8 protein-coding genes and 1 pseudogene are annotated in these 6,776 nt (G+C 63.2%); 7 read left to right on the plus strand and 2 right to left on the minus strand.

What is annotated here, in order from left to right:
* The 7 genes from V5B39_RS21070 to V5B39_RS21100 form a co-directional block, all read left to right on the plus strand.
* Positions 1 to 353 (plus strand): conjugal transfer protein TrbH (locus V5B39_RS21070; protein WP_332344798.1); only part of this gene is annotated, 353 nt, incomplete at its 5' end.
* 6 nt (positions 354 to 359) lie between these two features.
* Positions 360 to 1,799, plus strand: a complete 1,440-nt coding sequence (locus V5B39_RS21075) for a TrbI/VirB10 family protein (protein ID WP_332344799.1) — start codon at positions 360 to 362, stop codon at positions 1,797 to 1,799.
* 48 nt (positions 1,800 to 1,847) lie between these two features.
* The gene (trbJ, locus tag V5B39_RS21080) at positions 1,848 to 2,651 is read left to right on the plus strand and encodes a P-type conjugative transfer protein TrbJ (protein ID WP_434735747.1); all 804 of its coding nucleotides are present in this window, start codon (positions 1,848 to 1,850) and stop codon (positions 2,649 to 2,651) included.
* 15 nt (positions 2,652 to 2,666) lie between these two features.
* A complete protein-coding gene (locus V5B39_RS21085) occupies positions 2,667 to 2,876 on the plus strand; it encodes a hypothetical protein (RefSeq protein ID WP_324566147.1) in 210 nt (69 codons plus the stop codon).
* A 4-nt stretch (positions 2,877 to 2,880) separates the two neighbouring features.
* On the plus strand, positions 2,881 to 4,404 hold the full coding sequence (gene trbL, locus V5B39_RS21090; protein WP_324566145.1) for a P-type conjugative transfer protein TrbL: 1,524 nt from the start codon (positions 2,881 to 2,883) through the stop codon (positions 4,402 to 4,404).
* A gap of 14 nt (positions 4,405 to 4,418) precedes the next feature.
* Positions 4,419 to 5,003 (plus strand): TrbM/KikA/MpfK family conjugal transfer protein, encoded by a 585-nt coding sequence (locus V5B39_RS21095; RefSeq protein WP_291864356.1) that lies wholly within the window; start codon positions 4,419 to 4,421, stop codon positions 5,001 to 5,003.
* Positions 5,004 to 5,021: 18 nt separating this feature from the next.
* Complete coding sequence (locus V5B39_RS21100; protein WP_291864350.1) at positions 5,022 to 5,645, plus strand: transglycosylase SLT domain-containing protein; 624 nt, start codon at positions 5,022 to 5,024, stop codon at positions 5,643 to 5,645.
* 147 nt (positions 5,646 to 5,792) lie between these two features.
* Here V5B39_RS21100 and V5B39_RS21105 read toward each other — a convergent pair whose 3' ends face one another.
* Together V5B39_RS21105 and V5B39_RS22375 are read right to left on the minus strand one after the other, a co-directional pair.
* Positions 5,793 to 6,104 carry an integration host factor subunit beta gene (locus V5B39_RS21105; RefSeq protein WP_324566154.1) on the minus strand — a complete coding sequence of 104 codons (312 nt, stop codon included), beginning with the start codon at positions 6,102 to 6,104 and terminating at the stop codon, positions 5,793 to 5,795.
* 312 nt (positions 6,105 to 6,416) lie between these two features.
* Positions 6,417 to 6,605 (minus strand): annotated as a pseudogene (locus V5B39_RS22375) (IS630-like element ISCARN69 family transposase); the annotation flags it as partial.
* Positions 6,606 to 6,776: the final 171 nt, after the last annotated feature.

Here is a 6,776-nt window from a genome sequence, read left to right on the forward strand (position 1 = left end):
CGACCCATCCGCCGGCCGGCCTCGAGGAAAGGATCGCCGCCGATACGGTGAAGCAGCTGGTCGCACTGTACCCACCAGCAAGAACGCGCTTCCATCTCGGCCAGCCGACGCCGGATGCCTATGGCAGTGCCCTGGTCGAGGTGCTGCGGGCCAAGGGCTACGCCCTCGTGGAGTTCAAGGAAGCCGCCCCAGCGACTGTGCCAGGGCTGAGCCTGCACTACGTGCTCGACGCAGCGGCCAGTCCGAACCTGTACCGCGTTACGGTGACCGTGGGGCAGAAATCGCTCAGCCGCGCCTACCTGGCGCAGAACGACCGCGTGGCACCGGCCGGCGCGTGGGTTCGCAAGGAGTGACCGGCGATGGCTGACCCGTTGACCAACGAACAGATGACCCCCGACGCTTCGCCCGGCACGCTCTCCAGACGATCCGGCGTGCGCCGGGTGAATAACCTGCCGATGTACCTCATCGGCGGCGTCATGACCGTGTTCCTGGCCATCATGGTGCTGGTGGCTGCCGATCGCGCTGCGCAGCAGAACAAGCCCAACGGGGGGCCGAAGGAAAAGGGTGGCAATACCCGCCTGTTCGCCAGCGAGATCGCCGGCGAACAGAAGGATGGAATCATTCCACCGGCGGCCGCGAAGCCGCTGCAAGTCCCCGAACTCTCCCCGCCCGCGACCGCCGACGGCGCTGTGCTGATTGCACGCCCGGACAACCTCGATGCCCCGCCAAAGCCGCCGACCTCAGTCGGTGGTGGCACATCCCAGAGTGGTCATCGTGACGAGGAACTGAATCGCATCCGTATGGCGAAGATGCAGCAGCTCGAAGAAGCGGTGAAGGCCAGGACCACGGTGCAGATGGTTGCCCCGCGTAGCGCGGGATCGGCGCCGGGCGCTGCGGGCTATGCCGGCGCACCGGGTAGCCGGGAGGAAACACTGGCGCGCCTGGCAGCCCTACGGCAACAGAGCGAGGCCGCGGTGCACGACGACCCGACGGCAGCCTACAAGGCCCGGCTGGCGACACTGCAGGGTGCCGGCATCGGGGGCGCCGGTAGCGGTGCCGCCTCGTCATCTCCGCAATTGCTGCCATCAGCGGCCGCGGGCGGCAGGAACAACCTTGCGCAATTCGGAAATAGCAGCAGCGGGGGCAGCAGCGGCGACCAGGGCGATCGCTGGAAGCTGGATTCCCGGATGGAAGCGCCGCGCTCGCCGTTTGAACTGCGGGCCGGCTTCGTCATCCCGGGAACGCTGATCTCCGGGATCAACTCCCAACTACCGGGCCAGATCATGGCCCAGGTCGCGCAAAACGTCTACGACACGCCGACCGGCAAACATCTGTTGATCCCGCAAGGCTCGCGCCTGGTCGGCCGATACTCGAGTGATGTCGCCTACGGCCAGGCGCGCGTGCTCGTCGCCTGGCAACGCATTGTCTTCCCGGACGGCAAGGCGATCGATATCGGCGCCATGCCGGGCGCCGATGGTGTCGGCTATGCTGGGCTTACGGACCAGGTGAACAATCATTACCTGCGCCTGTTCGGATCGGCCCTCCTGATGTCTGCCGTGACCGCCGGCATCACCTACAGCCAGGGCCAGAACCAGGGCAACAGCGTCTATGGCACACCAACCGCCAGCAGCGCGATGAGCGAAGCGCTGGGCCAGCAACTCGGCCAGGTCACCGCGCAATTGATCGCCAAGAACATGAACATCGCACCGACGCTTGAGATCCGGCCGGGGTATCGCTTCAACGTCATTGTCGCCAGGGACATGACGTTCTCCAAGCCGTACCAATCGTTTGACTACTGACGCCAAGGAGCAGTGAGCATGAAACTCTTGACCCGCAAACCCACCGCCATGAAGGTAACTGCCACAGGCACCCTGCTTCGGGCCCTGCTTCGGGCCCTGCTTCTGGCCCTGTTCGCCGGCCCGGCAATAACGACGCCGACGCATGCAGCAGGGATCCCGGTCATCGACACCGCGAACCTCTCGCAGACCGTGATCAGCTCGATTGAAGCGGTCGCCCAGACGCTGAAGCAGATTCAGCAGTACCAGACGCAACTGCAGCAGTACGAAAACATGCTGCAGAACACGCTGGCGCCGGCGGCCTACATCTGGGACTCGGCCACCGGCACGATGAACCAGCTGCGCAGTGCGATCGACACGCTGAATTACTACAAGACCAACCTGGGGAGCATCGATGCCTACCTCGGAAAGTTCCAGGATGCGTCCTATTACCGCGGTTCGCCCTGCTTCAGGCAGGGCGGTTGCACCGACGCGGAGTGGGCCGCGATCAAGGAGAACCAGCGCTTCGGCTCCGAAGCACAGAAAAGAGCCAACGATGCACTGTTCAGGGGTCTCGACAAGCAACAGGCCGCCCTGGAAGCGGATGCCAGGACCTTGCAGCGCCTGCAAGGGAGTGCGCAAAGCGCGACTGGCCAGATGCAGGCGATCAGCTACGCAAACCAGCTCGCCAGCCAGCAGGCCAACCAGCTCCTGCAGATTCGCGGGCTGTTGATCGCCCAGCAAAACGCGTTGGCAACGCGCATGCAGGTGGAAGCCGACAGGGAGGCCCAGCAGGCGGCTGCGCATGCCACTTCGACAGAGAGCCGAATCAACACGACCAGCAGCCCCAAGAACTGGCTCGAACTGAACCGCTGACAGGAGGACAACACCATGCACGTCAAGCACATCATACCTGTGGCTGTTGCCATGATCGTGGCGCTTCTGGTTCCCGGGTGCAGTCAGCGCGAGCTTGACTGCAAAAATCCGCGCAGTCAGGAAGAACAGCAACAATGCGACGCCCGTAAGTCATCGACTGAAAGCCGCATCGCGCCAACCGAGAAGCCGAAGAACTGGCTCGAATTGACTGAACCGAAGAAGTGAAGCCATGAAGGGAATCAAAACTGCAGCGCTAATCGGTGCTGCCCTGATGCTGTATTCGGTCGGCGCTGCTGCCCAGCTCACCAATCAGGGCATGCTCGACCAGGTTGTAACGGAGTTCGCCACACGCGCATCGAGTTGGCAATCAGTAGTCATGAACGCGGCCCTGTGGCTATTCTGGACACTCGGCACAATCTCGCTGGTGTGGACTGGCGGCATACTCATTCTCCGCAAGGCTGACATTGGTGAATTCCTCGCGGAGTTTGTCCGGTTCATCATGTTCTTCGGTTTCTTCCTGTGGTTGCTCAGGAACGGACCGGCCTTTGCGTCCTCGATCATCCGATCCTTGCAGAAGCTAGGGGAACAAGCCTCTGGTGTCTCCTCGGTCACGCCGTCGAGCATCGTCGATATCGGGTTCATGATCTGGAAGCAGGCCATCATCAGCCTGTCGCTATGGACGCCGATCGATAGTTTTGTCGGCATCGCCCTGAGCGCGGGGATCATGCTCTTGCTCGCGGCCGTCGCAGTGAACATGCTCCTGCTCTTGGTTGCGGGATGGATCCTGATGTACGCAGGGATCTTCTTCCTCGGATTCGGCGGCTCGCGATGGACTTCGGACCTGGCGATCAACTACTACAAAGCCGTTCTCGGCGTTGCAGTCCAGCTGATGGCGATGGTGCTTCTGATCGGCATTGGCAATGACCTACTGTCGACCTTCTACGCCAAGATGAACAAGGGCGCGCTCAACTTTGAGGAACTTGGCGTGATGCTGGTTTTCTGCTTCGCCCTACTGATGTTGATCAATCGGGTGCCGTCCTTGTTGGCTGGCGTCATCACTGGCAGCGGTTCTGGCGGAGCCGGCAACTTTGGCGCAGGCGCTATTGCTGGGGCGGCAATGGGTGCCGCCGGCATGGCGGCAGCGGCAACCAGTATGGCCGGCGCGGCGGTAATGGGAGGGGTGCAGAACATCGCCGGCGGCGCGCAAGCCCTAATGGCGGCGTGCTCGAAAGCGTCGCAAGACGTGGCCGGTGGTAGCGACATGCTTTCGAACCTGGCCGGCGGCAGTTCGTCGGGTGGTGGTCGATCGTCGGGCGGTAGCGGCGCCAGCCCGCTGGCGGCGGCGATGGACAGCAGTTCAGCCGGTCACGGATCGTCTGGTGGAGGCAGTTCACATTCCGGCCGATCCAACACCCGGCAGGCAACCACAAAGCGTGGCGGAACGCCGGGCCAAGCACAGTCGGGCGACATGGCGTCGGCAGTGGCCAAGGTCGGCAAGGTCGCCGCAGGCACTGCGGCGAATCTGGCGCAAGGCAGCTGGGACGTCGCAAAGGCGAGGGCTGGCGACATCAAAGAGGCCGCGATGGATCGCATCGGCGAGACGACGGGCGGCAAGATCGCTGCGGCCATCAAGGCGAGGAGCGACCAGCAACCCGCATTCGGCAGCGACAGCCTGGCAAAGGCAGACGACCAATCGGTGGACGCAGAAGCGGAAATCGCCGCATTCCGTGACCGCGCCGCCCGATCTTCTTGAAAGGAGCATTCCCGATGAAAAACCACTGCGCTTTCGCTCCGTTCGCCCTGGCGATCGCCGCCGCAAACGCGGCCCCCGCCGGTGCCCAGGAGGTGCTGACCGGCGATACCCGCCTGGCGTGCGAGGCCACCCTGTGCCTGGCGACGAGCACCCGCCCGAGCGAGTGCGCACCGTCGCTCTCGCGCTATTTCAGTATCCATAAACGGAAGTGGTCGGACACCGTGCGAGCACGCGCCAACTTCCTCAGCCTATGCCCGGTGTCGGATCAGACTCCGGAAATGCGCTCGCTGGTGAGCGCCATGGCGAACGGCGCGGGCCGCTGCGACGCGGCTTCACTGAATGTGACGCTTCTCGTGTGGAACAGCTGGGACGCTGACGGTGGCAGGGTGTTGATCAACAACCAGATGCCAGGCTATTGCGTGGCCTACACCGGGCACCAGTACACCGACCTCGGCGACCTGGCTCCCCGCTATGTCGGGACGCCGGAAAGGGGCGGCTATTGGGTCGATGCGCGCGACTATAGCGCTGCCGTGGCTCGGTACAACGATCGGATTGCTGCCGAAGATAGCCAGCGCAGGAATGAAGAGTGGTATCGGTAGGACGCAAGCAGAAAGTTCATGCCTGTTGCCGATCTTCCGCCCCAGCTTCAGGAACGCGTCGTCTGCTCGATCGCGGCCGCCGTGAAGTACCAGGTTCCCGCGAACATCGTGCTTGCAGTGGCGGAGAAGGAAGCCGGCAAGCCGGGCCAGTGGGTGCGCAACACCAACGGCACGCACGACGTGGGGCCGATGCAGTTCAACACGGTGTACCTGCGCGACCTGGCTCGCTACGGCATCACGCCCGCCGACGTAGCGGCAGCCGGTTGCTATGCCTTCGACCTCGCCGCCTGGCGGCTGCGGCAGCACATCAGGAAAGACAGGGGCGACCTCTGGACGCGGGCCGCAAATTATCACTCCCGGACGCCGCAGTACAACGCGGTATACCGGGCCGATCTGCTCGTCAAGGCCGGAAGGTGGGCGGATTGGCTGGAGGCCCGCTTTGTCACGGAGGACGTGACGAAAGTGGGCGCCCTGCCCTCTTCGATGTCTGGGGCGCTGGCAACGGTGCAGCCAGCTCAGGCGCAGACGGCGAAGGCGGCAACGAAGGTCACCGCGACGCCGGCACAAACGCCGGCGGCAACGGTTGCGTGGAATACCTCCGGGTATGTCCCGCGAAAAGTCATCATCGGCGGACAGCCATGAGCAACGCGCTCAAAGTCAGCGGCGAAAGCGATGGCCACGTCTTCCGAAAACAGGCCGCGCCGGCGGCATGGCGATCGGCGCTTGGCCGTCCCTGGAAAGCCAGGCCTCCGCTCAACACGATCAGCGCAAACAACCGCTGGACGCGCATCAGGCAGCCCGCTGGAGCGGCGCGAGCTTGACCGACTGCTCAACGCGTTCGCGCATTTCCTTGCCGGCCTGGAAGTGCGGCACATATTTCGCGGCAACCGCCACGGCTTCTCCGCTTTTCGGATTACGCCCTGTTCGTGCTGGGTGGTAGTTCAAACGGAAGCTTCCGAAACCACGGATTTCGACGCGATCCCCTTGTGCCAGAGCGTTCCCGATGGCGCAGAGGATCTCTTTGACCGCGATCTCGGAATCCTTCGCCACAAGACTGGAGAAGCGCGAGGCAACAACGGCAATGAGGTCGGAGCGTGTCATGGCGCTGATTTTACCTTCTCGGATGCGGAAGGCTATGTGTGGATGATGCCCCGCTCTGGGCAAGACAATGTTGTCTTGCCCAACAGTCATGGCTGACACCGCCGATGATGAAAGCCATGACCGGTTTCTTCCCTTGCACGGCTCATTCCGGCTTTCACGACAGAATCGATCGATGCGCACAAAGCATATCCGCGGACAGGGATTCCCCTCTCGCTCCCTGCCTCTCCAGCAATCGGGGAAATTCGCAAATCTCTGGCGCGACTTTCACGGTAATGAATGCGGGTTGTCGTCATTGCCTATTTTGCCGTTATGATCGAGTTTTTCGACGAACTTGGGATCGCGAGACACTTTGAACCCACGCACCAGATGAGGCTTCAAGCCATTGGCGCGCCAGTGGCGTTAGCCGCTGGCCGCGCTGACGCCCAGTTCGGCGGCCACTCTGCGAGTGCTTAAGTGCGTCGCCGTTGCGGGCGTACTCTGCGTGGTCGGTTCCACCACTCGCGCCACGTCCAGCTTCCGTGGTGGCGCCTATCGGAGTCGCAGGAGCAGGGTGGCGAAACCACTGCCGGGGTACACCGCGCCGGTGGGCGGCCGGTCCGGGATCGGGTCGATGCGGGTCGTGCGCCCGAGGATCTCCTCCATCACCACACGCATCTCCATCCGAGCCAGAGG

Origin of the sequence: Accumulibacter sp. (genome assembly GCF_036625275.1) — a bacterium.
GTDB lineage: Bacteria > Pseudomonadota > Gammaproteobacteria > Burkholderiales > Rhodocyclaceae > Accumulibacter.